This window comes from Serratia fonticola (genome assembly GCF_001006005.1).
Taxonomy (GTDB): Bacteria; Pseudomonadota; Gammaproteobacteria; order Enterobacterales; family Enterobacteriaceae; genus Chania; species Chania fonticola.
The window spans coordinates 5,630,101-5,656,953 of record NZ_CP011254.1 but is presented as its reverse complement, the minus strand read 5'-3'; the positions used below and the strand labels follow the sequence as shown (position 1 = coordinate 5,656,953).

Here is a 26,853-nt window from a genome sequence, read left to right as displayed (position 1 = left end):
CGACCGACCAAGGAGTCGTTGAACGTGCAACAGAACCGGACCTCTCACCTCGGTTTGATCTTTATTCTGGGCCTACTGTCCATGCTGATGCCGTTGGCGATCGACATGTACTTGCCCAGCATGCCGATAATCGCCCAGGAGTTTGGCGTGGAGTCTGGCCGGGTGCAGATGACGCTCAGCGCCTATATGCTGGGCTTTGCCGTTGGCCAATTGTTCTATGGGCCGATGTCCGACAGCATTGGCCGCAAACCGGTGATCCTCTGGGGCACGCTGATTTTTGCTATCGCCGGTGGGGCCTGTGCGATGGCCCAATCGGTAGAGCAACTGATCAACCTGCGCTTCCTGCACGGGCTGGCAGCTGCGGCGGCTAGCGTGGTGATCAACGCCCTGATGCGTGACATGTTCACCAAGGACGAGTTCTCACGCATGATGTCGTTCGTGATCCTGGTGATGACCATTGCGCCATTGCTGGCTCCGATGATCGGTGGCGTGCTGCTGCTATGGTTCAGCTGGCATGCCATCTTCTGGACCATGGGGGCTGCGGCGCTGTTGGGGTCGGTACTGGTGGCGTTCTTTATCAAGGAGACGTTGCCCAAGGAGCGGCGGCAAAAATTCCATTTGCGCACCACGCTGAGGAATTTCGGCTCTTTGTTCCGCCACAAGCGCGTGTTGAGCTATATGCTGGCCAGTGCTTTCTCGTTTGCCGGGATGTTTTCTTTCCTCAGCGCCGGGCCGTTTGTCTATATCGAGCTGAATAACGTTTCACCGCAGCATTTTGGTTATTACTTTGCGCTGAACATCGTGTTTCTGTTCCTGACGACGCTGATCAATAGCCGCAATGTGCGTCGCCTGGGGGCGGTAAAAATGTTCCGCCTTGGTCTGTTTGTGCAATTGACGATGGGCGTGTGGTTGCTGGCCGTCACCGCCAGCGGACTGGGGTTCTGGGCTTTGGTGCTCGGGGTGGCGGTTTATCTTGGCTGTATCGCCATGATCTCGTCTAACGCGATGGCGGTGATCCTGGACGATTTCCCCCATATGGCGGGAACAGCCTCTTCGCTGGCTGGGACGTTGCGCTTCAGCATTGGTGCGCTGGTGGGGGCAATACTGTCCTTGGCCCCAGGTAAGAGCGCATGGCCGATGGTTTCATCTATGGCCCTGTGCAGCATCGTGGCGGTGTTGTTCTATTTTTATGCCAGCCGCCCACGCAATAATCCTGCCTGATTACCCCTCACCCTAACCCTCTCCCACAGGGAGAGGGGACCGATCGAGCTATTTTATCGATACTGAGATCACTTTGCCCTTTCTCCTGAAACCAACCACACACCGGAATAACTCCCTCCCCAAAATGGAGAGGCGGCCCAAATATGCCATATGTTAAATCCTGCACCTGGCTTCCGCCCTTGATGTTACTGAAGGCGTCACAGACTGACTCCTGCATCGGATTACAGCTTCGGGCTAGCTCCCTCTCCTTGGGGAGAGGGTTGGGGTGAGGGAGAACAGATGCAATTAGACCCCAATCTACCTGCTTGCAAGTTTAAGTTTGTTGCTAAATATATGCAGGCTAACTAAACGTCGGCCAAACGAACTGTAGTTTTTTTGTTAAATATGGCAGCGTTATTTTCCCAGGTAGCCAGAGGTGCAACCCGTTGGCTGATGGGGCATTTCCTTGACGGTTAATCGGGCTAATATTGTTTTAAATCAAAATATTATTGATTTAACCTGCCTCAGGTGTTTGAGCGAGATGTTTGCACAATGTAAAATTATACCGATTGTAAAGTAACCGCATTGCAAGAAAAAAATGTTGAGATCGCGGCGGGAAAGGGTTACATATAACGCAAAAATGCGAGCTGAGTCGCAAAACGCCGTGAGAGAAACTTCTACGGTGGAGAAAAACTGAGTGATATCAGCAAGCGCAGGATGTGGTTAATTGTTTGTTGCAAATTTTACTTTAAAATAACATTTGTGGGCAGCAAAGTCGGATGATCCCGGCTATAACTAAGACATCCTGTGATGTAAAAAGTGTTTCATCTTTTCATACTAGGGATTTCATGTGGATAGTTTCCAGCTTTCGGTAGTGCATCGCTTGCCGCAAAGTTATCGTTGGCTATCAGGTTTTACCGGCAGCAAGGTTGAACCGATTCCGCTTAGCGGCATAGACGAAGATAACGATCTGATCGGCCTCAAGCTGCTCAGCCATGACGGGCGCGAAGCCTGGCGGGTCATGCAGCAGCTCAACCTGTCTCTGCAAGAGATCCAGGTCAACTGCTCCATCGTTGAATGGGAAGGAGAGCCTTGCCTGTTCGTTCATCAATGTGATGAAAGTGCCGCCATGTGCCGCTTGAAAAACGTCGGTGCGGCGATTGCCGAGCAGCTCAGCGCGCAGTACCCCTTCTGAATGATGCCGCTAATCAACCAACTGCAATAACTGCTGCGTATAGGCAGCAGCAGGTGCGTTGAAAATCGTCTGGCAGTCACCCTGCTCCACGACTTCTCCCTGACGCAGTACGATCACCTGATGGCACAACGATCGTACCACCTGCAAATCATGGCTGATAAACAGATAGGCCAGCCGGTGACGAAGCTGAAGCGACTTCAGCAGCGTCAGGATCTGCGCCTGCACTGATTTATCCAGCGAGGACGTCGGTTCATCCAGGATCAACAACTGCGGTTGCAGGATCAGCGCGCGGGCAATAGCGATACGCTGGCGCTGCCCACCGGAAAACTCCGTGGGATAACGATAGCGCAGGGCCGGATCCAATCCGACTTCCTCCAACGCTTCAATCACCCGCTGTTCGCGTTGCTCTGCGGTCAGTTGCTGGTGGATCTCCAGACCTTCGGCGATGATTTGTAGCACGTTCAAGCGTGGATTCAGCGCGGAATAGGGGTCCTGGAACACGATCTGCATCCGGCTGCGGTAAGGCAACATTTGCTGGTTATTGAACTGATGCAGCGGTTGGCCATCAAACCAGATCGCACCTTTGGAGCTCAACAGGCGCAGTAGTGCCAGGCCAGTCGTGCTTTTGCCTGAACCCGATTCACCCACCAGCCCCACGCTTTCCCCTGGCTGTATTTCGAAGCTCAGATCTTTCAGCGCGTAGTTCTGATCGACGATGCGCCGTAGCAGGCCACGTTTGATCGGGAAGCTGACCTGCAGGTGTTCCACTTTGAGCAGTGGCATAGGCTTATCGCTGGCCGGTAGCGGCAAAGGTTCGCCCACGTCTTCCGCAGCCAATAGCTGACGGGTATAGGCGTGCTGTGGGGAGCTAAACAGGCCGTCGCGGCTATTTTGTTCTACGCACAACCCTTGGCGCATCACCGCCACGTTATCCGCCAACCGACGCACGATGTTCAGGTTGTGGGTGATGAACAGCAATCCCATCCCCAGTTCCTGCTTTAACTCTTTCAGCAGCATCAGGATCTGCGCTTGAATGGTCACGTCTAGCGCGGTGGTAGGCTCATCGGCGATCAACAGCTTGGGCTTGGTCAACACCGCCATGGCGATCATTACGCGCTGACGTTCTCCGCCGGAGAGTTGATGGGGGTAGTCCTTCAGGCGCGCTTTGGCGTTACGTATTCCCACCCGATCCAGGCACTGAATGATTTCGGCGCGGGCGCTGTCACGGCGCATACCCATGTGGAGCATCAGCACTTCGGCCAGTTGCTTTTCGATGGTGTGCAGCGGGTTGAGCGACACCATCGGCTCCTGGAAAATCATCGAGATCTGGTTGCCACGCACTTTGCGCAGTTCGGCTTCCGATGCATGTAACAGTGAGTTGCCGTTAAACAGAATATCCCCACCGGGATACACCACTGGCGGGGAAGGCAACAGCCGCAGCACGGAGAGGGCGGTGACGCTTTTGCCTGAGCCTGATTCACCCACCAACGCCAGCGTTTCCCCTTGTTCCACCTGTAACGAGACGCCGTTGACCACCTGATTCAAGTTGTCTCCCTGGCGGAAGGCGATGCTGAGATCCTGAATAGCGAGCAGAGGAGTGGTCATATTAATGCGCCTTGCTTGGGTCGAAGGCGTCGCGCACCGCTTCGCCGATAAAGATTAACAGTGAGAGCAGCACCGCCAGTACCAGGAAGGCGGTAATGCCCAACCACGGAGCTTGCAGGTTGTTTTTGCCCTGTAAAAGGAGCTCACCCAGCGAAGGCGAACCGAGCGGCAAGCCGAAGCCGAGGAAATCGAGAGAGGTGAGGGTGGTGATCGAACCGCACAAAATAAACGGCAGGAAGGTCAGCGTGGCCACCATGGCGTTAGGCAGCATATGGCGATACATAATCACGCGATCCGGCACGCCCATCGCTCTGGCGGCACGAATGTAGTCGTAATTGCGGGTACGCAGGAATTCGGCACGTACTACGCCCACCAGGCTCATCCAACCAAACAGGATGGTGATGCCTAACAGCCACCAGAAATTGGGTTGGATGATGCTGGACAGCAGGATGATCAGGAACAGCGTCGGCATCCCTGACCAGACCTCGATCAGCCGTTGCCCCCAAAGATCGAATCGGCCGCCGTAATAGCCCTGCGTCGCTCCCGCACAGATACCAATCACGCTGGAACACAGCGTTAGCGCCAACCCAAACAGCATTGAGATACGGAAACCGTACAGCACCCGGGCCAGCACATCGCTGCCATTACTGTCGGTGCCGAGTAGGTTCTGGCGTGACGGTGGCGACGGAAAGGGCACTTCGGTGGCAAAGTTGATGGTGTTGTAGCTAAAGCGGATCGGGGCCCAGATGGCCCAGCCGTGTTGCTCAATCTGCTTGATAACAAAGGGATCCTGAAAATCGGTAGTGGTATTCAGTTCCCCGCCGAAGGTCGTTTCGCTGTAGTTGACCATAAAGGGCACATACAGCCGGCCTTCATAGCGCACCAGCAACGGCCGGTCATTGGCGATCAGGTTGGCGGCCAGGCTGAGCGCAAAAGCAGCTAGAAAAATCCACAGCGACCAGTAACCGCGGCGGTTGCTGCGAAAACGTGCCCAGCGGGCCTGATTGATGGGGCTTAAGCGGCTCATTGACGGCCCTCGAAATCAATGCGCGGATCGACCAGGGTATAGGTGATATCGCTGACGATATTCAACAGCAGGCCGATCAGGGTAAATATGTAGAGCGTTCCGAACATCACCGGATAGTCGCGTTGCAGGGTGGCATCGTAGCCCAGCAGACCAAGGCCGTTGAGTGAGAACATCACTTCGATCAACAACGAACCGGTGAAAAACATGCTGATAAAGGTGGCCGGGAAACCGGCGATCACCAGCAGCATGGCGTTACGGAACACGTGGCGGTAAAGGATCTTCTTCTCGTCCAGCCCTTTGGCGCGGGCGGTGACCACGTACTGTTTGCGGATCTCATCAAGAAACGAGTTTTTGGTCAGCATGGTCAGGGCGGCAAAGCCACCGATCACCGTTGCCAGCACTGGCAGGGTAATGTGCCACAGATAATCGGTGATTTTACCGTACCACGGCAGCGTGTCGAAGTTGCTGGAAACCAGCCCGCGCAGCGGGAACCAGTCCAGATAGCTGCCACCGGCGAATAGCACGATCATCAGGATGGCGAACAGGAACGCCGGAATGGCGTAGCCGATGATAATCAGCGTGCTGCTCCAGGTGTCAAAGGCGCTGCCGTTGTGGATGGCTTTGCGGATCCCCAGCGGGATCGACACCAGATAGATGATCAGCGTACTCCACAGCCCCAGGGATGCAGAGACTGGCAGGCTCTGGCCGATCAGTTGCATCACCGAGGCACCGCGGAACAGGCTATCGCCGAAATCGAGGCGCATGTAGTTCCACAGCATGGTGAAATAGCGTTCGTGCAGCGGCTTGTCGAAGCCGTAACGCTTGGTGATCTCGGCGATCACCTCGGGATCCAGGCCGCGTGAGCCACGGTATTGGCCTTCGGTCACGTTGCCCGCGCCAGCCTTCATATGCCCAAGGCCTTCACCCGCGCCACCGCCGCCAAATCCGCTGGTTTGCCCCATCTCAATAGAGGCAATGGCCTGATCGACCGGCCCACCGGGGGCGATTTGCACAATGAAAAAGTTAATGGTGATGATCGCCCACAGCGTGGGGATCACCAGCAGTAATCTGCGTATCAGATAAGCGGCCACCTGAGGCTCCTTATTGCCGTTGCGCCGGCAAGCGTGCCGCCTTGTTGACGTCGAACCACCAGTTGTCGAACCCGATCGAATAGGCCGGGCGTACCGCTGGCGAAGAGAATTTGTCCCAATAGGCGTAACGGTCGTGATTGGAGTACCACATTGGCAGCATATACATGTTCCAGGTCAACACCCGATCCAGCGCACGGCCAAGGGACAGCAACGCTTTTTCATCCCCTTGATGCTTCATGATCTGCTCTATCAGGGCATCGACGGCTGGATCGCTGACGCCAGGGCTGTTGTAGCTGGAATTCAGATATTCTGTGGCCCAGTAGATCTGCAGGTTGGAGTTGGGGAACGGCATAGCGGGGTAGACCCTCGGCATCATATCAAAATCACGCTCGCGCATACGGCGGGTGAATTGGCTGATGTCGATCTCACGGATCTGCATATCGATACCCAACCGCTTCAGATTGTGCTGGAAAGGCAGTACATATTGGAAATTGCTGCCACTCGGCAACATCAGTTCAAAGGTAAAGGGTTTACCGGTTTGACTGTTAACCAACTGCTGGTTTTTCACTTCCCAGCCAGCTTGCTTAAGCAATTCGGTGGCTTTCAGCAGGTTCGCCCGGTCATTGCCGCTGCCGTCGGATGTTGGAGGCTGATAGATCGAGGTAAACACTTCTGCTGGCACTTTGCCTTTCAGCGGGGCCAGCCAGGCCAGTTCCGCAGCGTCTGGGTAGCCGGTGGCCGCGTATTCGGTATTCTGGAAATAGCTGTTGGCGCGCTGATAGGCATCGTAATACAGCGCCTTGTTCATCCAGTCGAAGTCGAAGGCCAGGGTGATGGCTTCCCGCACCCGGCGATCGGCGAAAATTGGGCGCTGGATATTGAACGCTAACCAGCGGGCATTCTGTGCCGCCTGATTGGTTTCATCCTGTTTGATGATGAAGTTGCGAGCGAAGTTGCCGCCCTGATACTGGGTGGCCCAGCTTTTTGGCGAGCCTTCGACGCGGAAATCGTAAGCCCCGGCCTTAAAGGCTTCCAGTGCCACCTTATCGTCCAGGTAATAGTCGTAACGCAGCGTATCGAAGTTATAGCGCCCGCGATTCACCGGCAGATTGGCGGCCCAATAGTCACGTACGCGCTCATAGGTAATATATTGGCCCAATCGGTAGCTGCTGATTTTATAAGGACCACTGCTTAGTGGGGGAACAGTCAGTGGCTCATTCAGTTTATGGTCTTTCCAGAAGCTTTCTGGCATCACCGGCAGGCTTAAGAGGCCGAGTAGCTGATCTCTATCCGGTTTGGGAAGTTCTATGCGAACAGTCAGACGGGAGATGGCCTTGACCGTGACGCCTTTATACGACGAGCGGAATTGCGGCACCCCTTCGGTCATAAATTTGTTGAAGGTGAAAGCCACGTCGGCGGCGGTGATCGGGCTGCCATCATGGAAGCGCGCGCGTGGGTTGATATCCAGCTCCATCCAGCGCATATCTGCCGGGTAACGAGCCGATTCCGCAATCAGCGGATAATAGCTGGAAGGCTCATCGTCCGAGCTGGTGAACAGCGTGTCGTAGAGTTCCCCGGTTCTTTCACCGGGTACACCACGCAAGGCGAAACGGTTGAAGTTATCATAGGTGCCGATGGCTGCCAGCCGAACGTCGCCGCCCTTGGGGGCCGCTGGGTTCACGTAGTCAAAATGGCTAAAGTCGGTGGAATATTTCGGTTCACCGAGCGTGGCGAAAGCGTAGCTTTCATTAAGGGTTTCGGCCTGCATGCTAAAACTGAGTGCCGAAAGCACCAAGGCAGCAAAAATGCGTACGGACATCTCTACGGTAAGCTCCTGCTATCTATACCCGTCGCCTTTCAAGCCATGGTTTGAAATACGTCGGATATAAGTCAATTAATCCAGCCGGTAGCATAGCATTTCAGGCTGGTTTTCTGAGTAAAGAAGTTTAAATATCAGGGATTAACTGCGGCCCGATAATCAAAAACGGCCTTATTCTGGCAAAAGGCCACAAACTCCTCAATGCCCAGTGGCTTACTGAAATAATAGCCCTGCATAAAATTAACGTCGCGTTCTTGCAGAAAACTCACCTGTTCGGCGGTTTCAACGCCTTCCGCCACGGTCAGCATTTTCAGTTTTTTAGACAGCGAGATCACTGCGTCCAGTACGGGAGCGGTCGCCGTGTCCTGGCCGATGGTATTGACGAAACCGCGGTCGATCTTGAGGTAATCCAGGGTAAAGCGTTGTAGATAGATTAAGGCGCTGTGGCCGGTACCAAAGTCATCTACTGCGATTTCAACCCCTTGGCGATGTAGCCAATCAAACTCTTCCAAGGCGTTTTGTTCTTCCACCATACCGCGCTCGGTGATTTCAAACACCACGGTGAAATAGTCGGCCGGCAACTTAGCCAGCAGCTCGGTGATATCGTCATGGAACGAAGGCGCATTAAGGTGAGAAGGGGCAAGATTGATGCCCAGTTTGGCGCCCCGTGGCAGAGCTTGCACCAATTGCGGGATATCGGACACGATCCTACGGAACAGGTGGCGGGTCAGCGCTACGATTAACCCTTCGCTTTCGGCATAGGGGATAAACAGATCGGGTGGAATGCGCCCCTCGGTGGGATGTTGCCAGCGGATCAATGCCTCAAGGCCGGCGATGGTGTTGGTTGCGGAGTGGAACACCGGTTGATATTCAACAAAGATCTCATTGTGTTTGATGCCTCTCAACAGGGCGCGTTCGGGGCTTTGGCGCAGTATCTGCATATAGTAATACAGCGCGCCCACCATCAGGGAGAGCACCAGGCTGCCCAGTACGGTAAAGCGGATATCATTAGCCGTCAGGGATTGGTGATAGAAGATCATACTCAGTGGATAGCCTGGAACGGCTAGCTGGCTGGCGTGGCTTTTAGGTAATTGCGCCAGCGGCATCATATTAGAGCCGAAGGTGGTTACCGCATGCTCCCCGATCACGATGGCAAATCCGGGAGTATCTCTATCGGGCGAATTGAGCAGCAGGTAGGGGGCCAGGGTGAGATCCAGCGTGGCTAATATGCCGGTGTTGCCTGGCCCTGGTTGGCGCAACCACACGGCAATCGCCGGTTTTCCTGGCACCATTGGCGTGCCTTGTTGTATAGCCATATCCAGTGGTTTATGCCAGTCGATCTCGGAATAAATATGGCTCATCCGCAGCATCATGTTACCGGTTGCCGAGGAGCAATAGGCAAAACCGTCTTTTACCAGAACAAAGGTGCGTACGCCGGCGGTAAAAGCAGCACGGTAGGTCAGATCGGACTGTGCCTGTTCGCAGGATTTACCGGTAAGCGGCATGATTTGTTGCATCATTTCTTGCAGATGAACGAGGTAATTAACGGCAAATTTTTGCGTACGGTTTTCGATTTTATGCTGATATTGCGAGCGTTGATGATCGATCAGAAATAAGGTGACAGAAGTAAAAATAATGAAGAAAACGACCGCGACAATACCGCTTTTAGTCAGGCTACGCCGTGTGTTGGACGCATGGCGTGCAAATGCTCCCTTCAATCCCATTACTCGCCCCCTGAGCGCGCATAAAAATATTATTGTTATATTGCTGGTGATTAATATATCCCACCGATCCTGCCTGCGTCATTATTCGTTTGGCTCGCACTTAGGCTGTCTGTTTAGACATAGCGTAAATAGCGCGTTACGAAATGGCATGTCACTTGACGATAATAGGCTATTTTTTCAACCGTTGCGTGGTTTATGGCACAGTGATAATCGAAAATAGCGATGCGGGTTTGTTCGGCGCCAGCATTACCGTGAAAAAAAACGCTGCCCTGGGGCAGCGTTCTCGTCTCGTTTGTTTGGCTTTCAGGACCAGATTCAGATACTACGCCGTTAGCTGGAAGTTTTACCCAGTAACCGGCGGCCTTCACGATAACGTTTATCCCAATAGTTATCCGAAAGGCTAGAGATTGTCACACCACTGCTGGTAGAGGCATGAACGAATTTGTCGTTACCCAGATAGATGCCGACGTGGCGGCCAGTAGAACCGGCGCGGAACAGCACTAAATCACCTGGGCGCAGTTTAGCTCGCTGGATTTGCTTGCCCATATCTTCTTGCTGATAGGTTGAGCGGGGCAGGTCCATACCAAACTGTTCGCGGAAGGTACGTTGCACAAACGCCGAGCAATCAATGCCGCGCTTGCTTTCACCGCCTAAACGGTAGCGGACGCCTTTCCAATCAGCATACTGGTCCATAATCTTTGACTTGACGTCAACGTTACGCACCATCGCTTCGAATTCATCCTGAGAGGCTTGCAGTAAAAGACCGTTTTTGTCATTAACTGCATGCATCTCAGTTTGTGATCTATCTAACTTCGAAGTGTTTGTTGAGCTACAGGCGGAGAGCACCAAGGCTGCCGCAATTGCAGGTAATACCCGCAAAAAATATCTCAGAAAAGGTTGAGATTTGACCATTGTAATTGTTTTCCCTTGAAGTCCTTAACGACGCAAGTCGTTATCTGAAAAATACCAAACGGAACGAGACTAGTTGGCACCGGCAGGAAGGACAATCAGTTAGCATCGGAAATGTGCAGGAACGCACAGTTTTCGGATTTTTACTAACGAGCCAAGCTAAACCAGGCACAAACGCATCCGAGAGTACCGGAATGACGTGAGGATTGCGAGCCTTTTTCCGACATTCTTTATATGAAATTGTGATGTAACATAATGTAAAACTTCATATAAAAAAACGCGGTTTGGCGGTTATGTTGGATTGACGTTAATTAATAGGGTAGGCATGTTAACGGTGTGGTTGTTGAGTAAACAAGATGCGACAGGTAAATAACCGAGAGGCGCTGGCCTCCCGGCTATCATAATCTAAAGTTATGGCTGCGTTGGACGATACTTACCTGGTAGTTTGCAGTTCAACCAGTGGATCACAACATCGCTGGCCGGTGTCATCAGCCACCAACTGGTACCGACCATCACCACCGACAGCGAGCCGACGGCAATATCGGTAAACCAATGTGCGCCGATCATGATGCGTGGCAGGCAGAAGACCAGGGTGATCAGCAGTGCGATGGCAAATGCCGTGCGGTTAAAGTAGCGCAGCATAAAGCAGGAGAAAATCATCAGCATCATGCCATGATCGCCAGGGAAGCTGTCGCTGGAGGCGTCTTTGGTGGGGATGCCGGTGAGTTCGCTGACCCGGTTGATATTGTCAAAGGTCAGGGTGGGGCTGGCGTGTTTTACCGGCAGCAGGTGACCAAACTGGTTGAGTACCACCCCCGTTAACAACATCACGACGCCGGTAACGATCAAACGGCGGCGGCCAAAGGCATCCTGCTTGAGGTAGAAGTAAAGGTACAGCAGCCCCATGGCGATGAGCGAAATGACGTCGAATATCCGATTGTTGGTGATCGCCACCATTCTCAGAAACCAGGCATCGCTGGCCAGATGTTGGTTGAAGAAGAAAAAGATTGCCGAGTCAATCTTGAACCAGAACCCGTGATCCGTGGGTAAATACCAGGAAAGAAATAGCACGATGCCCAAGACGTTGAGCATGAGGATGAAGGGTAAATTGCGGCGTGTCATGGCTAACCTGTAAAAAATCAAAAAATAATGCCAACGTTAAAAGCATTAACTTAAACGGATGTTAAACAAAGCCGATTGCAAAGCATTCCAGTTGGCTTCGTCGCTGTGGATCAATTCGATACGGCTGTCGAGCGGAGCGGCGGGGCGCGTCTCGATACTGAGATCCTGCCCTTGGCGGTTGATCAGCAAACTGCCTTCGGCAATGCGAACCACCGCCTTGGCCCGATCAACCGGTGCTAACCTGATCCATTCCATCATGCCGACGGTATCAAAGACGGTTTCCCCATCGAAAATCCAGCCGCAGCTGGTGAATCCTTGGCCTTGATTAAGGGCGCGGCGCCAGCGCGAGTTTTCAGGCAAACGCAACGCTGCCAATCCTTGGGTCTTGGCGTGGCTATGATGATGCTGTGCGTCCGGCAATTCTGTGCAATTGGTGCGTGGCCGATCCAACAGCTTGATATCCATGCGCCCTTGCTCGATGGAAAAGACCGGCCGCTGCTGGCCATGCAGCGTTTGCCAGGCTTCCAATGCCTGGGCATCTTGCGGCTGCCAGGTATCCATTTTATTGGCGATGATGACGTCGGCTGCGGCCAGCTGATCGCGGAAATTTTCATTTTCGCTATAGCGAGATTCGCCGAGTTGGCGGGGATCAAGCACACAGATCGTTGCCAGCAAATCGATCCATCCGCCATAGGTTTCCTGGGTCAACAGCGCCAGGATTTGCTTAGGGTGACCTAATCCAGTGGGTTCAATCAGTAACCGATCGGGTTTGGCCTGTTGCAGCAACATATTCAACCCTACCTGCATAGGTAGCCCGTTAACGCAGCACATGCAGCCACCGGGGATCTCTTTCAATACCGCACCGCTGTCGGCCAGCAGGGCGCCATCGATACCAATCTCGCCAAACTCGTTGACCAGCACGGCCCAACGCTCATTTTCCGGCTTATTGGCCAGCAGATGCCGAATGGTGGTGGTTTTGCCGCTACCGAGAAAGCCGGTGATCAGATTGGTTTTTGTCATGTGGAGATTCCCATTAATGAAACTTTCAATTGATTGAAAGTTGGCAATTGTTTGCTTTTTTTTCGATCTTGACCATAGCGGCGACAGATCACAAATTTAAACATGAAAATTGTCTGTTTTTGGCGTTTTTTTTATGGCTTCGATGTTAGGATTTTTCCCATAAAAAACCTGGTGTTAACAAAGTCAATTGTACCGTACCATATTGTTTCCACTGCCTTAATTCGCCGATTAGCCATATAAAAAACCACCTATCCTTACGATTAATCCTAAAAAAATAACCTATCTTTAAAGTGGCTTAACAAAAGTGAGGTTGCCATGAATAGCTTACGGTTAATTTTGATCGCAGGAGCGTTGTTTTCATGGATGGCAGCAAGTCATGCGGGTTCCACAGGTGGTGTTATCCACTTTGTGGGTGCCATTGTCGAAGGCCCTTGTACGGTAGATGTTAGCAATTCAACAGCGAATACCCAGTGTTATCGTAATGGGCAAAACTACACAGGCACGCAAAGGCTGGCAAGTTTTGATGCCAGCAGTAAAGAGCTTCCGCTGAATATCGGTACCACCGAAATGCGGTGGGTAGATCAGCAGAAAAAACTCGCAATAATGACAGTAGTTTATCGTTAAGTCCTCTGGTCATGCCGAGTGGGGCTCGGCATGACTTCCCCAGAGCCCGCATTTTGATTCGTTTTCTCGATACCTTTCATTGCCCAACCGACTGACCAGGATTGCGCACGTCAAGCCGTCTTCACAGCAGGCCGTTGCTGGATATCAAATTAAGACTTTTCCGACTTGAAATCCGTATTTCCCGGCAATAAATTATGCGCCGCCAGAGAGGTGGGTTTCCATCTAACTAGATGATAAATAGATAAAACCTCTCTAACTTGCGTTTAATCCAAGAACTTTTTTCCGGTTTATATTGGTTTAATAACAAGTGAGGTGACCATGAAAAGCTTACGGTTGTTTTTGATCGCAGGAATGTTGTTTTCATGGCTGGCAGCAGGCGTGGCCAATGCAGCTACCGGTGGCGTGATCCACTTCTATGGCGCCATTGTCGAAGGCCCTTGCAGAGTGGAAGTCGCTGACTCAACGGCGCAAACGCAATGCCATCGCGATGGGCAAAACTACACCAGCAAACATCAGTTAGCGAGCCTGGAGAGCGGTAGCAAAGAGCTGCCAATGAATCTCGGCAAGAGCGAGATCAAGTGGTTGGATCAGCAGAAAAAACTCGGAATAATGACGCTGGAATACCGTTAATCTAGATTCAAACGTCAAGTGGCCGTCATGCCTGGCAGATTGGCATGGCGGCCGATAGGGATCAATTCAACTGGGTGGTTACCCAATCTTTTACCGTCTGGCGTGCCCCTCGATCGCGCAATGACAGATAGGCCCGTGTTACCTCCGCCACAAACGCACTATCCGCTGGCAACTGCTCGCCAAACACGCTTTTCAACGCCAGCAATGCGGCCACGCGGGGTTCACCGTCCTGTGAGTTGCTAACGGCCTGCTGCAACGTGGCCAGCATTGGGTCGCGGATATCAATCGGTTGCCCGGCGTCATCAATCCCTCCGACATAACGCATCCAGCCCGCTACGCCAAGCGCAAGCCCCGCATGGCTGCCGCCATATTGCCGATGCCAACGGATCGACTCCAGCAGGCGCTGAGGCAACTTTTGCGTGCCATCCATAGCGATCTGCCAGGTGCGGTGTTGCAGTGCCGGGTTGCTGTAACGTTCGATCAACTGCTCGGCGTAGGCGGCCAGATCGATGCCAGCGACCTGCAGCGTTGGAGCCTGCTCGTTCAACATCAAATGGTGCGCGGCGCGGCGATAATTCTCATCCGCCATGCAGTCAACAATGTATCGGTAACCCGCCAGATAGCCGAGGTAGGCCAGGAAGGAGTGGCTGCCGTTGAGCATCCGCAGTTTCATCTGCTCGAACGGCAGAACATCGTCCACCAGTTGCACACCGGCATCCTCCCAGCGTGGGCGGCCAGCGACAAAATTATCTTCCACCACCCATTGAATGAAGGGTTCACAGGCGATAGCGCATTCATCACGCACGCCACCCAGGGCTGCGGCAATTTCATCCAGCGTTTCTGGAGTAGCGGCCGGAACGATGCGATCGACCATGGTGCTGGGGAAGGTGACATGTTGAGCGATCCACTCGGCTAGCTGTGGATCGCGCGCTTTGGCCAGCCCGGTCACCGCATTGCGCACCACGTGCCCATTCTCTGGAATGTTATCGCAGGACAGCACGCTAAAGGCGGGCAGATGACGTTCTCGGCGCCGGCGCAGTGCTTCCACCAGGATCCCCGGCACCGTGGTGGGTTGGCTCGGATTAGCCAAATCGGCTTTGATCGCGTCGTGTTGCAGGTCCAATTGGCCGCTACCCGGTTCGATGCAGTAGCCTTTCTCCGTAATGGTCATAGAGACGATCGCTACCTGCGGCTCGGCCAGCTTTTCCAGCACGGCGTCGATGCCTTCCAATTTGCGATGTACGCTTTCGTGAACGGCCCCCACCACGATGGCCTGATCGCCCGCCGCGCCCTTTTCCAACACGGTGTAAAGATGATCCTGATCGCGCAGGGTCTGGAAAAGTTTATCGCCGCCGAACAGGCTGATCTCACAAATCCCCCAATCGCCGCCGTTACGGTTGAGTACCCTGTCGGTCAGCAATGCCTGGTGAGCGCGGTGAAAAGCCCCAAAACCCAAGTGAACAATTCGGCTGCGCAGGCTCTGGCGATCGTACTGTGGCAGTTGTGTCTTGGCGGGCAACGGTGAGTTGGCGATAGTTTTCATTAATGGCTCCATGACGAGAGCAAGGGCAGGTTGATCGCTTGCATAAAGCTATCAGACCAGTTAGCTGCAGGTGTATGCCCGGCTCTCGCGTATCTGTTAACAACCGCCAGTGTAGAGCGGTAGAGAGGTGAATGAAATTGGTCAGTCCAAAATATCCCAGGATCGTGAGTTGGATCAATCAATCGACGTTTCTGTTTTGACAGCATGCCGCTAATCAGTAAGGTTAAAGATGAATGATATCTACTGCAATGTGGTATAACAGGATTGATTTGATTTTGAGATCTACCTCACCACTGATACCGCTTCAACGATGACAGAGCGACTTTTACAAGGATAAATCAATGGAACAAACATGGCGTTGGTATGGGCCGAACGATCCGGTTTCGCTGGATGATGTGCGTCAGGCAGGTGCGACCGGCGTAGTGACCGCGTTACACCATATCCCAAATGGCGAAGTGTGGCCGGTTGAACAGATCAAGGCGCGTCAGGCTCTGTTGGCGGAAAAAGGGCTGGTGTGGTCGGTGGTGGAAAGTATCCCGGTGCACGAGGAAATTAAAACCCACAGCGGCAACTACCAACGTCATATCGCCAACTATCAACAATCGCTGCGCAATCTGGCGGAATGTGGCATTGATACCGTGTGCTACAACTTTATGCCGATCCTCGACTGGACGCGTACCGATCTGGAATACCAACTGCCGGATGGGTCCAAGGCCTTACGCTTTGATCAGATCGCCTTTGCGGCCTTCGATCTGCATATCTTGTGCCGTAGCGGGGCGGAAAAAGATTACACCGACGAAGAGCAAGCCCAGGCACAACGCTATTTCAAGGCGATGAGTACGGCAGATATTGCCAAGCTGACCGGTAACATCATTGCCGGGTTACCTGGGGCGGAAGAGGGATACACGCTCGATCAGTTCCGTGCCCGGCTGGCGGAGTACGATCATATCAATAAGGCGCAATTGCGTGAAAATATGGCCGTCTTCCTGCGCGCTATCGTGCCGGTAGCGGAAGAGGTGGGGGTCAGGTTGGCAGTGCATCCCGATGATCCACCGCGCCCCATCCTTGGCTTGCCACGTATTGTTTCCACCATCGAAGATATGCAGTGGCTGAAAGAGACGGTAGATAGCATCTATAACGGCTTCACCATGTGTACCGGTTCTTACGGCGTGCGCGCGGATAACGATCTGGTGCGGATGATTGAAACCTTTGGCGATCGCATTCACTTTACCCACCTGCGCGCCACTTGCCGCGAGCAAAATCCTAAAACCTTCCATGAAGGGGCGCACTTGCAAGGGGATGTGGATATGGTAGCGGTGGTTGAAGCTATTCTGACTGAAGAACAGCGCCGCCATAAAGCGGGCGATCTGCGGCCTATCCCAATGCGACCAGACCATGGTCACCAGATGCTGGACGATCTGAAGAAGAAAACCAATCCGGGCTATTCGGCCATCGGTCGGTTGAAAGGTTTGGCGGAGGTTCGGGGGGTCGAGTTGGCGTTGAAGCGGCGGTTTTTCCCGGAATTACTCTAGCAAAGCAGGGCGCACTCAGGTTGCGCCCCCACCGTTGACTAGTCTGCGCGGCTCATATAGCGGCGTTCTGCAATATGAATGCGGATTTTATCACCGCTGCTCAGGTACTCCGGTACCAGAATGGTCAGGCCGGTCGCCATGGTGGCCGGTTTGTTACGCGCACTGGCAGAAGCCCCTTTGATGCCTGGAGCGGTTTCAACAATTTCCATATCCACGGTCTGCGGCAGTTCCAACGCCAGCACCTGGCCATCCAGCGTCAGTACCTGCATACCCGGCAAGCCCGCTTCAGGGATGAACAGCAGCTCATCTTCGATCTGATCTTTCTTGAAGATATAAGGGGTGTAGTCTTCATCGTCCATGAACACATACTCTTCGCCGTCAATATAAGAGAAGTTTACCTTGCGGCGGGAGAGGCTGATGGTGTCCAGAATATCATCACCTTTAAAACGCTCTTCTACCTTCAGCCCGGTACGGACGTCGGAGAAGCGCATTTTATACAGCGTGCTGGCACCACGGGCGCTTGGGCTCTGGACATCGATGTCCTTTACCAGCAGCAGTTTGCCGTTGTAATTGATTGCCATACCGCGCTTGATTTCGTTCGCTCTTGCCATTGGAATACCCTGTCGAAATGGATTTTAGGAAGTTGCGACAAGTTACTCGCGCCGTGCTTTTCAGGCAAGAGCCGCGCGCAAAAAGAGTGGGGAAAAAGGGCGGCCTTAGCCGCCCTTGAGGCTTATTTAAACACCGGCAGCAGATCTAATAGCGTTAGCACGTGAGCCACGGCGTTAATCACCCCAAACAGGATGATGAACAGGATCATGCCTTGGCCGCCGGGAGCGCGGTAGCTGGCCTGTGGGAAACGGCGGCGGCTGGCGCGCGCCATCATCGCAGGGACGATCACCGCCCAAATGGTGGCGGCCAGCCCAGCAAAGCCGATGGCGTACAGGAAACCGTTCGGGAACAGTAATGCGGCCAGGGTTGGCGGCACGAAGGTCACCAGTGCCGATTTGGTGCGGCCTGCCTGGTTATCCTTGAACTTGAAGAAGTCGGCGAGGAAATCAAACAGCCCCAGCGACACCCCCAGGAACGAACTGGCCAGCGCCATATAAGAGAAGGCATTGAGCAGTTGGCCTACCGCATAGCTACTGGAAACGTTACCCATCTGCTTGAGCAGGCTGCCGATGTTGCCCCCTTCGGCGATCACCTGCTTGAAGGCATCACGGGCGATATTGCCCTGGATCACATACTGCCACAGGATATAGATCGCCAGCGCCAGTAAGGTACCGTATACCAGGCTGCGCACCACGGCACCGCTGTCTTTCTGATAATACTTCACCAGGCCGGGCACGTTGCCGTGGTAGCCGAACGAGGTCAGCAGGTAAGGCAATGCCGCCAGCGCATAGGGCAGGTAGTTGGCGTCGCTGCCACCCTGGTTGAACAACACGGCAGGCTGCACGTGGGTGAACATATCACCGACGGACAACACAAAGGTGATCACCATACCGCCGATCAGAATGGTGCTCAGGCGATCCACGGCACGGGTGGATAACCAGACGATAAAGGCCACGACGATGGCAAACACCAATCCTGACAGGGTTTGGTTGGACCCAAAGACGCCTTCCAGCGTATGGGCGATGATCGAGCCGCCCGCCGAGATATAGGCATAGGTCAGAATATAGAGTACGAAGGTGATCGACAGGCCGTTAAGGGTATTCCAGCCTTTACCGAGCAGATCTTTGACCACGGTGTGGAAGCTGGCGCCCGCCGGATAATTCATGGTGGCTTCCAGGATCATCAGCCCGGAGATCAGCATACAGAACCAGGTATAAATCAGCAGCGCCACGGAGCCGCTGAACCACACGCCAGAAGTTACGATAGGAATAGAGAACATACCTGCACCTACGGCGGTGCCGGCAATGATCATCGCGCCACCGAGTACGGAAGGGCGGGAAAGCTTCTGGATGGTGTCCGCAGACATTATTGCTCCTGGTTGGCCGTTGGCCTTGAGTTCTTTTGTACTAGCTCAATGGTACGTGCGCGATGTGTGCATGTAAAGCGGATATTTGGGGGGATTGGTGCAATCTTCAGCGGTTAGGAGCGCTATTTTGGTGGTTTTGCCCTTTATCCCAGCCCTCTCCCACAGGGAGAAGGGGCTACAATGGCGTTGTGGTCAGGTGCAGAAGTCTGTCTGTGGCATGCTTGGCGGCTCTCCCAAAGGGTAATAATGGCGCTGTAGTCAGGTACTGAAGTTTATCCGTGGTTTGTCCTAAGCGAGATGGAGTTATTGCGGTGCCGAGGCCAGTTACTGACGTTAAGTTGTAGCACATTCAGTCCCCTCTCCCTGCGGGAGAGGGTTAGGGTGAGGGGCGTCACTTTACATATTGTGATGTATTTCTTTGTCTAATTAGCGGGTATAGCGGGAAATGCCACTCATCTACAAAGTGATAAATCTTTCACATAAGTCGTTGGTGACATCCAAGAGATTTTATCGCATGTGAAATAGCCATCATGTATGAGTTTGTAGTTTACATACAAGGAAGCCGGTAAACTAAAAAGGATTGATGCCAGTGTTAGCTTAGTCAAATAATTGATCGTTATCTTATTATGCTTAGGTAATCTATCAAAAACAAAAAAATAAACAGAACCAGATAAAACATAGATTAACAAAGGTGAAGAAAAGAAAACAATAAATACAGATGAGGAGAATTTTATTTCACTTTTCATTAATATTAACGAAATTACGTAACTGTACATCATTAAAGATATGCCCGTAAATATCATTAGCAATACCGTTGTACCTAATATCTTCCAGTATCTGTTTTTCACACGACTATCCTTAGCTTATCGAAAACATCACTGGCAAAGTGATTGGTTGGTGACATAAGTTGTTGGTGACTGCCATGATATCCTGTCACATGTTAAATAACCGGTATGCTTTAGTTTATAATCAACATATAAAGCAATGGGTAAGCTGATAACAAATGAGGTAAACATTAGATAGACCAAATATCGAGTGATTCCTTTGTCGTATTTTGGGCGCTTATTGAAAATAAAAAAATATATACCGCTAAGCATGGCATATATTAGCAGTGGACTGGAAAGGAAAGTTATAAGAACAGATGCGGAAAAGGTTATTTCATCCTCCATGAATACTAACGCTAAAACATACTGCCAGACTAATAATGTTGCAAATGAAAAGAATATTAAGAGCACTGTTGATAGCAATATTTTAAAGTATTTATTATTCATAGTAGTCTTAATGTTGATATGTTAAATAAGTAGCCACCAGAAAATCTGCTGGCTATTCACTAAATCAATAAACTCTCTCATCCCATATACTATAGCCCGATGTGCCTGAAATATTATGCTGCCAATCAATGCTTGTGTAGGATAATGAAATGATCTCGTAGGGCTGACCATCATTTTGTGTAAGTGCATTTGGGCAGTGCTGGGTGATGTCTGAGATATAGGCATCCTTAAGCTTTATAGTATAAAAAACTTCTAAAGTCCCAGCCGGATTGACACGGTACATGTACAATGCAATTTGTAATTTTTCATTATTTGATATTGCCATTCCAAGCAAGGGCGATGATTTGTCAATCGGCTTGGTTATTCTGACTGGCTGGTGGGATACATTTTGCATTCTGGATATATTGTGATCGAAAGCAAGAATGTAAACTTGATCCTCATGTCCTTTTTGACATCTATTGCCAATGGAGTCAAGAGTCGAGCAACCAGCGGATATCAAACCTTGCTTAATACCGTTGATACTTGCATAAATCAAATTAGCCATAAATCCCTCTATGTTATAGTAAACATCATTTGCAAAGTGATAAATCTTTTACATAAGTCGTCGGTGACATCCAAGATATTTTATCGCACGTCAAATAACCATCATGGTTAAGTTTGTAGTTTACATACAAGGAAACCGGCAAACTAAAAAGGATTGATGCCACTGCCAATCTCGTTAAATGCTTAACAGCTATCATATTATGTCTTGGCAATCTATCGAAAATAAAGAAAAAAACAGAACCAGATAGGGCATAGAGTATCAGAGGTGATCCAAAGAAGCACATAAATATAGAGGCTGAAAAAGTTATTTCATCCTTCATTAATATCAATGAAGTAGCGTAACTGTAAATCATTAAAGTTCCACCAATGAATATAATTAGCAGTACTGTTGCCCCTAATATTTTCCAGTGTCTGTTTTTCACATGACAATCCTTAAATTATAGAAAGTATCATTGGCAAAGTGATAGGTTCGTGACATAAGTTGTAGGTGACTGCCATGATATTTTATCACACGTTGAATAACCTGCATTTTTCAGCTTGTAATCAACATAAAAAGAAATAGGTAAACTGATGACAAATGAGGTGAACATTAGATAAGCCAAATATCGCGTAACGCCTTTGTCGTATTTTGGGCGTTTATTGGAAATAAAGAAATACATACTACCAAGCATTGCATATAATAGTAGTGGACTGGAAAGAAAAACCATAAGAACAGGCGCGGAAAATGTTATCTCATCTTCCATGAATACTAATGATGCAACATACTGGTAGGTTATTAATGCAGCGAATGAACATAGTACAAAGAGTACTGCGGCCAGAAATATTTTAAAGTATTTATTATTCATATCTATCTGCCTAGGCCATTGAGGATAAAATGAAAATTTGCCTCAGGTGTTTTTGGTTTTACCCGGTTCTTTTCTTTCAGTAATGCGATTAACCTTTCACTTATTCCATATTTCTTATCGATCACATCTAAAAGAATGACGGTGGCGAACCCAATAATAAAAATTATTCCTGCACTAATAATAATACTACCCGCAACAAGAGTAGTCGCTGTCAATACAACTCCTGCTACAAAGGATGCTGCCGCAGCAATCGCTGTCTTGGCCATATCCATAGTTATGTTCCCGATAAAGTCTGCCAGGGTGTAATCATCTTTAAATATACTTTCTATAATTCGATAGCCAACAGAGAAAAGAATACAAAATCTTACACCCCTGACTATTCCAGCATTAATGCCTTGCTGTCCTATTCCCATCGCTAACATTTGTGGATGGTTAGCAGCATATCGCGTTCCAGTTATAGTTCTTCTAAGCCCAGCATAGCCGGATATGTGAATAAGATTCACTCCATTTGCCCCTGTGAACACCGTGGCCGTTATTCCTAATCTCTTGAATTCAATGATGATGTCATATAGCCCGCGCATGTCATTTATATTGCCTGCATAAGTAGAAACAGGATCTGTCACTTTAAATACAGAGGAGACGACATTTTTGGGTTCAATACCTCTGGCGAACGCGTCGCCACGACTGGTACTGTGTTGCTCAAAGCCCCGAGCGAACGCTTCACCACGGCCCAGACCTGGGTTTCCAGGGCGGCGAGAGTTGATGTCATCAATAATACCTTTTGCCTCAGCGATCGTGAGAACGACGTGATATTGCGTATTATCGCTTAATGCTTTCTCTAAGCCGATAGTATCAAGGAACTCATGTTGGGGTTTTAGCTGGTTGATCCCGACATTACCCTTCAGGAAGTCCCCCATGTAGCCTTCCCAACTTGGGTTGAAATTTTTATCTGACATGATCTCACTCCATTGATAGTTCTAAGCTTTCCACTCCATGAAAAACAAACTCTAGCACTATTGGTAAGCATTGTGAATGAGTATAACTTAATGCGGCGTTCTGCTATTGTCTCAACCACATAATCAGCCCCCATAGGATCGCAGATGGACTGCCGTGCCGACTGTGGTGCCTGCTGTATCGCACCTTCGATTTCCAGCCCGATCCCTGGTATGCCCAACGGCAAACCGGCCAATACCCGTTGCATCCATCTGGACCAGCAACTGCGCTGTGGAATATTTCATTCGCCGCTGCGGCCCAAAGTCTGCGGTAGTCTGCAGGCCAGCCGTGAAATGTGCCACGACCGCCGTGATGAGGCGCTGATCTATCTTGCCAAGTTGGAGGCGGATACTGCCCCTTGAGTGTCCTTCAGCCGCCACATACATAGCACTGCACCCAGCACCATCGCCAACGCAAAGTAAAATACCGCGTGATAACTCCACATTTCAGCCACGACTCCGGCGATCGAACCGGCAATAATCCAACCAACGCGGGTGGTATTGGTAAACAGCGTGGTGGCCGCCCCGGCTTGGCCGGGCATCAAATCCTGGAAATAGAGCATACCAATTCCCGCCAGCACCCCGATAAACAGCGCGTTCAGTAGTTGCAGGGCGATCAGTTGCCAAGTACCTGTTATAAACAGTAGCCCGGCATAAAACAGCACCCCGGCAATCACCGCGCAGCGCATCAGGAAACGCTTGCCAAAGCGTTGGGCCACCATGCCAGCGAGTAACATGGTCGGGATTTCCAGCCCGGCAGCGGTGCCCATCAATATTCCCGCCAATTTTTCCGGTAATTGTAATTCTTGCACCATATACAGCGGCATATTGATCAAATACATGCTGTTGGCCGTCCACATTAGCGTGCAGGCCATAAACAGCAATAACGTATCACGGCGGTTCTGCCGTGGTGCTTCCAGCGTAGCTCCGCCGGTGCTCTGCACTTTTGGCATGGAGGGCAACATCTTCCATACCAACGCTCCACAGAGAATAAAGGCAGCGGCGGCGGCCAGATACATCACCTTAAAACCAAACCCCAAGGCCAGCGCAAAGGCGATCGGCGGGCCAATCACCCAGGCCAGCGAAACCTGAGCACGCAGGATAGAACTGAACATCACCGTTCCCCGGCCGGTGTGCTCGGCATGTTCCCGTGCCAGGGCAAACATTTGTGGGTTGGCGGTCGAGCCAAAGCTGCTCAGCAGCACGCCGACGAACAGCAGCAGGTAGTAGTTACGGTTCCAGGCGAACAGCGCACAAGCCAAGGCACCTAACATACAGCAGAGAAAGATCAGTGATTTGCGATCGCCCCTCTTGTCTGAGCGGCTGGCCAGAAACTGGCTGACCAAAATGCCGATCACCGCGCTGCCGGTAAAGAACAGCCCGACCATCGTTGGCCGTACGTTCACTTCGGTGGAGAGGAACAGACTCAGCGTGGGCGTCTGTAGGGCACCAGCAATCCCGGTGAGAAAGGCCACGACCAGAAATGCCAACGAAGTTAAATCGGGCAAACGTCGTGTCGCCGCAGTTGAAGTACGCATAAGCTGAATGACTAGCCAAAGAGAAGGGAGACGCGCGCATAATACGCTCGTTTAAAAAAAACAAAAACCTGTTTCAATCAAGGAATGGGTAAATAGAGTGTATTTGTCGGCAGGAAAAGAGCAGGGCGATGTCACCATCACCCTGCGCTGGTGGCTAGCGGTTATGCGCCAGCAGGAACGTCGTGCGCGGTATTCTTCAGCACTTCGCCCTGATATTTCTCAATTTCCAACTGTGCCATCTGGCCACAGTTGCCCTGTGCCAGGTTGGATGAGCCAATATCGAAAGTCAGGCAGTTGACGTTGCCGTTCTTACAGATTGACCCCGGCGTTGACGGATCGGCCGGATCGTACCAGGCACCTTCGCTGATCCGCACCGCACCTGGGCGCACATCTTCGCTGACAATAGCGCCAACCAGGATCTGCCCACGGTCGTTAAACGCCCGCACCAGGTCGCCGTTGGTGATATTGCGCGATTTGGCATCCTCTGGATGGATCAAGATCGCTTCACGGTCGGCCACCGCATACTTCTTACGCAGCGGCGTGTTGTCGAGCTGTGAGTGCAGGCGGTTGGTCGGGTGCGCGGTATTCAGTGACAGCGGGTATTTGGCTGCCTCTGGGCCACGGTACCATTCATGCGGCGGCATCCAGGTAGGAATGCCTTTGCAATCCAGATACTCCATCTTCGAGATGGCATCGGAATAGATCTCAATCTTGCCGGACGGAGTCCCCAACGGATTCAGCAGCGGGTTTTCACGGTAATCGGCGAAACGTACCCACTGTTTGTTTTCCTGCGGGATCGGGAAACGAATGTAGTTGTTCGACTCCCAGAACATGTCAAACGGCGGCAGGGCAACGCGGGCGGCGCGGGCCTGCAACTTCATGTCGTCGTACATGCCTTTCAGCCACTGGGTTTCGTCTTTGCCTTCGGTAAAGGCATCCAGCACGCCAAGCTTGGCGGCCAGAGCGGCGAAGATATCGAAGTCGTTGCGTGACTCATGCTGCGGCGGTACGCACTGATGCATCGGGAAGACGTACAGCTGTGAGTAGTCACCGCCCATCTCCAGATCGTTACGCTCATAGCTGGTGGTCGCAGGTAGCACGATATCCGCATGCTTGGCGGTAGCCGTCCAATACGGTTCGTTAACCACGATGGTTTCTGGCCGCTGCCAGGCTTTGACCAGATTGTTGGTGTCCTGATGCTGGTGGAAGGTATTACCACCGGCCACGTACACCATCTTCACGTCTGGGTAGGTGACATCGGTCCCATTGAAGTGAATGGTCTTGCCTGGATTGGTCAGGCACTCGGCGATACGAGCTACCGGGATTGGCGTTGGTGAATTCTTCGGTGCATTCCCCGCAGAGATACCGGAGAGGATGCCGCCTTTAGCCGTTGGGCTACCACCGGAAGAGTAGTGATAGCTGAAGCCAAAGCCGCCGCCTGGGAGGCCGATCTGGCCAAGCATGGCCGCCACGGTCACCAGCAACCAGTGCTGCTGCTCACCGTGGTGCTGACGCTGGATCCCCCAGCCGCCCATGATCATGGTGCGCTGTTTCGCCATATCGCGCGCCAACTGGCGCAGCACTTCGGCATCGACGCCGCTGATATCGGCTGCCCACTCGGCAGTTTTCGGCGTACCGTCGGTTTCACCCAGCAGATAGGCCTGGAACTTGTCGAAGCCCACGGTATAGGTTTTCAGGAAGTCCGGGTTATGCAGCTTTTCGGTCAACAGGGTGTGGGCGATACCGATCAGCATCGCGCTGTCGGTGTACGGACGCGGAGCGATCCACTGTGCGCCGACATATTTGGCACTGTCACTGTGCACCGGATCGATGCTGATGATGCGGGTGCCTTTCTTCTTCAGCGCCTCAAAGCCGGTCTGGCCGACATGGTCTGGCACGTTCCAGCTGTTTTTCAGCGTAACCATCGGGTTACAGCCCCACAGGATCACCAGTTGGCTGTTGTCGATGACGTTTGGCCAGGCTGTTTGCTGTTCGTAAACCTCCATTGACCCCATCACGTGCGACATGATCACCTGTGCAGCACCGGTAGAATAGTCACCGGCATAGCCAAGGAAGCCACCGCTCAGGTTCATCAGGCGCTGCAGCAGGGTACGGCTGTTGTGCAGCATACCCACGCTTTTCCAGCCGTAAGAACCGGCATAAATTGACTGCGGGCCGTGATCTTTTTGCAAACGGACGATTTCGTTACCGACCAGATCGATCGCTTTTTCCCAGCTGACGCGCACCCATTCATCGTTGCCGCGCAGTTCGGTACGGCTGCCAGGGCCGCCTTCCAACCAGCTTTTACGTACCATTGGGTACTTGATACGGTTTTCCGCATGGACCTGGTGGGGGGCCATGGTGATCAGATCGTTCGGGTAAGGATCGTCTTTGACCGGCAACACGCCGACCATTTTTCCATCTTGCACGATGGCTTCAAAGGCGCCCCAGTGCGCGCCGGTCAGAATGCCTTTTTGTGCCTGGCGTAAGGCCACGAACTGTGGCAATGCCTGGCTGATGGCTTCCGCCAATGCTGATTTAGGCCACAGACCCGCAAATAGAGGCACGGCGGCCAGGGCGCTGGCACCGGTCAGGAAACGACGGCGGCTCATGGCTAATGGTTGTTGTTGATACTTGCTCATTTC

At 52.0% G+C, this 26,853-nt stretch carries 25 protein-coding genes; 6 read left to right on the top strand and 19 right to left on the bottom strand.

Annotated features, from left to right (window positions below; all coding sequences use genetic code 11):
• The first annotated feature begins 24 nt into the window (after positions 1-24).
• Positions 25-1,221 (top strand): Bcr/CflA family multidrug efflux MFS transporter, encoded by a 1,197-nt coding sequence (locus WN53_RS25140; RefSeq protein WP_021805875.1) that lies wholly within the window; start codon positions 25-27, stop codon positions 1,219-1,221.
• Positions 1,222-2,050: 829 nt separating this feature from the next.
• Complete coding sequence (locus WN53_RS25130; RefSeq protein ID WP_021805874.1) at positions 2,051-2,395, top strand: YejG family protein; 345 nt, start codon at positions 2,051-2,053, stop codon at positions 2,393-2,395.
• A gap of 9 nt (positions 2,396-2,404) precedes the next feature.
• Here WN53_RS25130 and yejF read toward each other — a convergent pair whose 3' ends face one another.
• The 8 genes from yejF to WN53_RS25090 all read right to left on the bottom strand — a co-directional run bounded on the left by yejF (position 2,405) and on the right by WN53_RS25090 (position 12,712).
• The gene (yejF, locus tag WN53_RS25125) at positions 2,405-4,000 is read right to left on the bottom strand and encodes a microcin C ABC transporter ATP-binding protein YejF (protein ID WP_024486917.1); all 1,596 of its coding nucleotides are present in this window, start codon (positions 3,998-4,000) and stop codon (positions 2,405-2,407) included.
• Between the two features lies 1 nt (position 4,001).
• Positions 4,002-5,027: an ABC transporter permease gene (locus WN53_RS25120; RefSeq protein ID WP_024486916.1), complete on the bottom strand. Its 1,026-nt coding sequence runs from the start codon at positions 5,025-5,027 to the stop codon at positions 4,002-4,004.
• Positions 5,024-6,118: a microcin C ABC transporter permease YejB gene (locus WN53_RS25115; RefSeq protein ID WP_046808369.1), complete on the bottom strand. Its 1,095-nt coding sequence runs from the start codon at positions 6,116-6,118 to the stop codon at positions 5,024-5,026. The genes WN53_RS25120 and WN53_RS25115 overlap by 4 nt, the downstream gene beginning before the upstream one ends.
• 10 nt (positions 6,119-6,128) lie before the next feature.
• Positions 6,129-7,937, bottom strand: coding sequence for an extracellular solute-binding protein (locus WN53_RS25110; RefSeq protein WP_024484954.1), 1,809 nt, complete (start codon positions 7,935-7,937; stop codon positions 6,129-6,131).
• Between the two features lie 134 nt (positions 7,938-8,071).
• On the bottom strand, positions 8,072-9,661 hold the full coding sequence (locus WN53_RS25105; protein WP_024484955.1) for a cyclic di-GMP phosphodiesterase: 1,590 nt from the start codon (positions 9,659-9,661) through the stop codon (positions 8,072-8,074).
• A 330-nt stretch (positions 9,662-9,991) separates the two neighbouring features.
• Positions 9,992-10,573, bottom strand: a complete 582-nt coding sequence (gene mepS / locus WN53_RS25100) for a bifunctional murein DD-endopeptidase/murein LD-carboxypeptidase (protein WP_024484956.1) — start codon at positions 10,571-10,573, stop codon at positions 9,992-9,994.
• Positions 10,574-10,981: 408 nt separating this feature from the next.
• On the bottom strand, positions 10,982-11,692 hold the full coding sequence (locus WN53_RS25095; protein ID WP_024484957.1) for a phosphatase PAP2 family protein: 711 nt from the start codon (positions 11,690-11,692) through the stop codon (positions 10,982-10,984).
• Positions 11,693-11,737: 45 nt separating this feature from the next.
• Positions 11,738-12,712: a CobW family GTP-binding protein gene (locus WN53_RS25090; RefSeq protein ID WP_024484958.1), complete on the bottom strand. Its 975-nt coding sequence runs from the start codon at positions 12,710-12,712 to the stop codon at positions 11,738-11,740.
• A gap of 315 nt (positions 12,713-13,027) precedes the next feature.
• Here WN53_RS25090 and WN53_RS25085 point away from each other — a divergent pair, with 315 nt between their 5' ends.
• A complete protein-coding gene (locus tag WN53_RS25085) occupies positions 13,028-13,336 on the top strand; it encodes a fimbrial protein (RefSeq protein WP_024484959.1) in 309 nt (102 codons plus the stop codon).
• Positions 13,337-13,654: 318 nt separating this feature from the next.
• Positions 13,655-13,966, top strand: a complete 312-nt coding sequence (locus WN53_RS25080; RefSeq protein ID WP_024484960.1) for a type 1 fimbrial protein — start codon at positions 13,655-13,657, stop codon at positions 13,964-13,966.
• A gap of 61 nt (positions 13,967-14,027) precedes the next feature.
• Here the strand turns inward: WN53_RS25080 and WN53_RS25075 are convergent, their stop codons facing one another.
• Positions 14,028-15,509, bottom strand: coding sequence for a mannitol dehydrogenase family protein (locus WN53_RS25075; RefSeq protein ID WP_024484961.1), 1,482 nt, complete (start codon positions 15,507-15,509; stop codon positions 14,028-14,030).
• 341 nt (positions 15,510-15,850) lie between these two features.
• On the opposite strand from WN53_RS25075, the gene uxuA reads away from it, so the two are divergent.
• Entirely contained in the window at positions 15,851-17,041 is a 1,191-nt protein-coding gene (uxuA, locus tag WN53_RS25070) for a mannonate dehydratase (RefSeq protein WP_024484962.1), read from the top strand.
• Between the two features lie 38 nt (positions 17,042-17,079).
• Here uxuA and yeiP read toward each other — a convergent pair whose 3' ends face one another.
• From yeiP to WN53_RS28080, 8 genes are all read right to left on the bottom strand, one after another.
• Positions 17,080-17,652, bottom strand: coding sequence for an elongation factor P-like protein YeiP (yeiP, locus tag WN53_RS25065; protein ID WP_021805861.1), 573 nt, complete (start codon positions 17,650-17,652; stop codon positions 17,080-17,082).
• Positions 17,653-17,774: 122 nt separating this feature from the next.
• Positions 17,775-19,019 carry a tryptophan permease gene (gene mtr, locus WN53_RS25060; protein WP_024484963.1) on the bottom strand — a complete coding sequence of 415 codons (1,245 nt, stop codon included), beginning with the start codon at positions 19,017-19,019 and terminating at the stop codon, positions 17,775-17,777.
• Positions 19,020-19,471: 452 nt separating this feature from the next.
• Positions 19,472-19,765, bottom strand: coding sequence for a DUF1240 domain-containing protein (locus WN53_RS27785; protein ID WP_314732832.1), 294 nt, complete (start codon positions 19,763-19,765; stop codon positions 19,472-19,474).
• Between the two features lie 129 nt (positions 19,766-19,894).
• Positions 19,895-20,188 (bottom strand): DUF1240 domain-containing protein, encoded by a 294-nt coding sequence (locus tag WN53_RS27780; protein WP_342342522.1) that lies wholly within the window; start codon positions 20,186-20,188, stop codon positions 19,895-19,897.
• A gap of 166 nt (positions 20,189-20,354) precedes the next feature.
• Positions 20,355-20,834: an Hcp family type VI secretion system effector gene (locus WN53_RS25055; protein ID WP_024484964.1), complete on the bottom strand. Its 480-nt coding sequence runs from the start codon at positions 20,832-20,834 to the stop codon at positions 20,355-20,357.
• A gap of 25 nt (positions 20,835-20,859) precedes the next feature.
• Entirely contained in the window at positions 20,860-21,255 is a 396-nt protein-coding gene (locus WN53_RS27775; protein ID WP_071845662.1) for a DUF1240 domain-containing protein, read from the bottom strand.
• A 27-nt stretch (positions 21,256-21,282) separates the two neighbouring features.
• A complete protein-coding gene (locus WN53_RS27770) occupies positions 21,283-21,540 on the bottom strand; it encodes a DUF1240 domain-containing protein (protein WP_235166971.1) in 258 nt (85 codons plus the stop codon).
• A gap of 140 nt (positions 21,541-21,680) precedes the next feature.
• The gene (locus tag WN53_RS28080) at positions 21,681-22,634 is read right to left on the bottom strand and encodes a hypothetical protein (protein ID WP_024484965.1); all 954 of its coding nucleotides are present in this window, start codon (positions 22,632-22,634) and stop codon (positions 21,681-21,683) included.
• Between the two features lie 144 nt (positions 22,635-22,778).
• Here WN53_RS28080 and WN53_RS25045 point away from each other — a divergent pair, with 144 nt between their 5' ends.
• Positions 22,779-23,033 (top strand): YkgJ family cysteine cluster protein, encoded by a 255-nt coding sequence (locus tag WN53_RS25045; protein ID WP_024484966.1) that lies wholly within the window; start codon positions 22,779-22,781, stop codon positions 23,031-23,033.
• Here the strand turns inward: WN53_RS25045 and WN53_RS25040 are convergent.
• Positions 22,997-24,208 carry a sugar efflux transporter gene (locus WN53_RS25040; RefSeq protein WP_024484967.1) on the bottom strand — a complete coding sequence of 404 codons (1,212 nt, stop codon included), beginning with the start codon at positions 24,206-24,208 and terminating at the stop codon, positions 22,997-22,999. The genes WN53_RS25045 and WN53_RS25040 overlap by 37 nt on opposite strands.
• Before the next feature lie 161 nt (positions 24,209-24,369).
• Complete coding sequence (gene torA, locus WN53_RS25035; RefSeq protein WP_024484968.1) at positions 24,370-26,850, bottom strand: trimethylamine-N-oxide reductase TorA; 2,481 nt, start codon at positions 26,848-26,850, stop codon at positions 24,370-24,372.
• Positions 26,851-26,853: the final 3 nt, after the last annotated feature.

Excerpts from the sequence above, each read along its gene's own strand:
- WN53_RS28080 (WP_024484965.1), bottom strand. The coding sequence starts at position 22,634 with ATGTCAGATAAAAATTTCAACCCAAGTTGGGAAGGCTACATGGGGGAC.
- yejF (WP_024486917.1), bottom strand. The coding sequence starts at position 4,000 with ATGACCACTCCTCTGCTCGCTATTCAGGATCTCAGCATCGCCTTCCGC.
- mtr (WP_024484963.1), bottom strand. The coding sequence starts at position 19,019 with ATGTCTGCGGACACCATCCAGAAGCTTTCCCGCCCTTCCGTACTCGGT.
- WN53_RS25110 (WP_024484954.1), bottom strand. The coding sequence starts at position 7,937 with ATGTCCGTACGCATTTTTGCTGCCTTGGTGCTTTCGGCACTCAGTTTT.
- WN53_RS25120 (WP_024486916.1), bottom strand. The coding sequence starts at position 5,027 with ATGAGCCGCTTAAGCCCCATCAATCAGGCCCGCTGGGCACGTTTTCGC.
- WN53_RS25105 (WP_024484955.1), bottom strand. The coding sequence starts at position 9,661 with ATGGGATTGAAGGGAGCATTTGCACGCCATGCGTCCAACACACGGCGT.
- WN53_RS25095 (WP_024484957.1), bottom strand. The coding sequence starts at position 11,692 with ATGACACGCCGCAATTTACCCTTCATCCTCATGCTCAACGTCTTGGGC.
- WN53_RS27770 (WP_235166971.1), bottom strand. The coding sequence starts at position 21,540 with ATGGTTTTTCTTTCCAGTCCACTACTATTATATGCAATGCTTGGTAGT.
- mepS (WP_024484956.1), bottom strand. The coding sequence starts at position 10,573 with ATGGTCAAATCTCAACCTTTTCTGAGATATTTTTTGCGGGTATTACCT.
- WN53_RS25090 (WP_024484958.1), bottom strand. The coding sequence starts at position 12,712 with ATGACAAAAACCAATCTGATCACCGGCTTTCTCGGTAGCGGCAAAACC.
- torA (WP_024484968.1), bottom strand. The coding sequence starts at position 26,850 with ATGAGCAAGTATCAACAACAACCATTAGCCATGAGCCGCCGTCGTTTC.
- WN53_RS25055 (WP_024484964.1), bottom strand. The coding sequence starts at position 20,834 with ATGGCTAATTTGATTTATGCAAGTATCAACGGTATTAAGCAAGGTTTG.
- WN53_RS25080 (WP_024484960.1), top strand. The coding sequence starts at position 13,655 with ATGAAAAGCTTACGGTTGTTTTTGATCGCAGGAATGTTGTTTTCATGG.
- WN53_RS25045 (WP_024484966.1), top strand. The coding sequence starts at position 22,779 with ATGGACTGCCGTGCCGACTGTGGTGCCTGCTGTATCGCACCTTCGATT.
- WN53_RS25085 (WP_024484959.1), top strand. The coding sequence starts at position 13,028 with ATGAATAGCTTACGGTTAATTTTGATCGCAGGAGCGTTGTTTTCATGG.
- WN53_RS27780 (WP_342342522.1), bottom strand. The coding sequence starts at position 20,188 with ATGGAGGATGAAATAACCTTTTCCGCATCTGTTCTTATAACTTTCCTT.
- uxuA (WP_024484962.1), top strand. The coding sequence starts at position 15,851 with ATGGAACAAACATGGCGTTGGTATGGGCCGAACGATCCGGTTTCGCTG.
- WN53_RS25075 (WP_024484961.1), bottom strand. The coding sequence starts at position 15,509 with ATGAAAACTATCGCCAACTCACCGTTGCCCGCCAAGACACAACTGCCA.
- WN53_RS27785 (WP_314732832.1), bottom strand. The coding sequence starts at position 19,765 with ATGAAAAGTGAAATAAAATTCTCCTCATCTGTATTTATTGTTTTCTTT.
- yeiP (WP_021805861.1), bottom strand. The coding sequence starts at position 17,652 with ATGGCAAGAGCGAACGAAATCAAGCGCGGTATGGCAATCAATTACAAC.
- WN53_RS25040 (WP_024484967.1), bottom strand. The coding sequence starts at position 24,208 with ATGCGTACTTCAACTGCGGCGACACGACGTTTGCCCGATTTAACTTCG.